Below are 2,158 nucleotides of genomic sequence, written 5' to 3' on the forward strand. Positions count from 1 at the left end.
ACCCGCTGATAAGTTCCGTTTGCAACGAGCGCCGTGGCAAATGTGCCTCGGAAAGAATGAAAATCGCGCTTCCTTCCTAACTCATCCATCCGTGGAATGTCCGCCGCTTCCATATCACGATACAGAGGCCGTTCCGCATGCGTTGTTAAATCGAGCACCTTGGCGGTAGGCTTCATGTCATCGCCGCAATGCGCTATTAGGGCTTCGGCAAGCTGTGGATGCAGCGGGATGACGGCATCTTGCTTATTCTTGGTGGTGTATGATCTGGCTTTGACGAAGGGAACATCAACATCGAGATGCAAATCTGCACGGACAAGATTACTCAGCTCCGATACTCTCAGCCCAGTGTAAGCGGCCATCTGATAGTTTATGCCTCGATCCCCAGAGACCGAAAGTAGCTTAGCAAATTGTTCAGGAGTAAAAGAGCAGCGCTTCTGCTGTTTGCCGCGCACATAAATGAGTTGAACGTTTTTCAACGGGTTGGCGACAATGCGCCCTTGCGCAACCATCCAGTTCATCATGCCGGAGACGGAATTCAGATATTCGTTCAAGGTTTTGGGTGCACGATCCAGCTTCGAACGCCAGCTCGTAAACGAGTCTGGCCGAACATCGATTGGAACCAACCATTTGCATTCCTTGATAAGCCGCAAGATCATCGCTTTCGTCGCAGCCGTATATTGCTCAACGCGCCCCTTCGTGATGAGGTCAGCGATGTAATCCTCCAGATGCTCCGCAAGCGGACGTTTGGCTGAATCACGCTGAATCTTGGGAGCGATTATGCCCGCACGCTCACGTTCTTTTTCGGTAATGATGTCTTGCAGCTTTTTTTCAGCTACGCGTTTGTCGCTGGTGCCAAGTGAGACTTCGGTGATTTTAAACTCACCTTGGAGTTTGTATCGCCCGCGATATATTCGACCGGACACCATTTTTCCATTCTGTCTACGTTTGGGTTTAAATACGTGTTATACCATGTTGATTTAAAAGGTTTTAGGCCGCGAAGCCTTGAGGGATTCGAGATAAGCGTTGAGGTCGCTTTCAAAAAAGCGAGTGGAGTCACCGGCTTTCACAGGTGGAGCCAACAGGTTGCTTGCCACAAGGCGATAAACCGAGCGCGACGAACTAGAAAGGCGCTCACTCATTGTGGTAATATCTAAAATATCTCTTTCGATGCGATCTTTTCCATCGGATTTTGACTTGAAGGTGAAAATTTAACGACCGCGTGATTTCGTATGGCCACGAGATGCATTTCGAGACCTGGGCTTCGGGCCAGAAGGAATCTTACGCACTGGCTGCCTGGGTGGCTCACGGGTGATTACAACGGGAGCAGGCCCTTTATTGGCGAGCATATCGGTTTCACGATCAAACATGTAATCGAGATTAAACGCCTGATTGGAAACAATGCCACTAAGCCCCGACATCAGCGACCTCCTTTCGATTTCCATTCGTCGTCTGAGCCGCGCGAATCTCGAGCGGAACGAGTAGAATTCCCTTGTCGCTTTCTTTGATCTGGAAGTAGCGGATAGTTTCAACCCGCGCATATATCTCTTCGGGCAACTTGAGCGTGCCATTCTTTTTAAGTTCGATGATAGTCATAAACAATTAAGGTTCATGCCTATACACGACGAATGGCGTCATTTTGTTCGGGCAAATAGAAGAATAGCTCGCATACACGTTCAAACCCTTCGTAATCATGAACGGCCCATTCTTCCGCATTCGCAATCTTGGACTTTTCCAGCATTGCTTTAACGTAATCAAAGACAGCGTCAGCGCCGTCATTTAACTCTACCCAACACCCATGCAAAATCCCAGCATTATAGCTCGCTAAACATGCAACATAGATTCGGGGTGTAGTAATCATATTGTTCATTTTTATCCTCTCCTAATGGCTAATGGTTATCACAGCAGACGCGAAGCGGCATGCATCGCGCGCGTGAAAACCTGGCCATCGACGAGATCGGGGAGGCAAAGCGCAAGGGAGGGGAATCACCCGGTCTGCACAAAGCGCGAAGTGCAAACGAAGACGCTGCGGAAGATGGGGGACACCCTTGCGCTGCGCTAGGGGCGGCGCCCCCTAGGAACCTGTTTATTAACTCGCTAATATAATACATGACTTTCACCCATGCATCATTCATCCTTTCAGGCATGGAAAAACGAGATG

At 49.3% G+C, this 2,158-nt stretch carries 3 protein-coding genes; all 3 read right to left on the reverse strand.

The window, feature by feature from the left end:
- Positions 1-926: tyrosine-type recombinase/integrase (locus tag HRU10_15300; protein ID NRA28599.1), on the reverse strand; the 926-nt coding region annotated here is incomplete at its 3' end.
- 478 nt (positions 927-1,404) lie between these two features.
- The gene (locus HRU10_15305) at positions 1,405-1,593 is read right to left on the reverse strand and encodes a hypothetical protein (GenBank protein NRA28600.1); all 189 of its coding nucleotides are present in this window, start codon (positions 1,591-1,593) and stop codon (positions 1,405-1,407) included.
- 19 nt (positions 1,594-1,612) lie between these two features.
- Positions 1,613-1,867, reverse strand: a complete 255-nt coding sequence (locus HRU10_15310; GenBank protein NRA28601.1) for an antirestriction protein ArdA — start codon at positions 1,865-1,867, stop codon at positions 1,613-1,615.
- Between the last annotated feature and the right edge of the window lie 291 nt (positions 1,868-2,158).

It is taken from the genome of Opitutales bacterium (assembly GCA_013215165.1).
Classification (GTDB): domain Bacteria; phylum Verrucomicrobiota; class Verrucomicrobiia; order Opitutales; family JABSRG01; genus JABSRG01.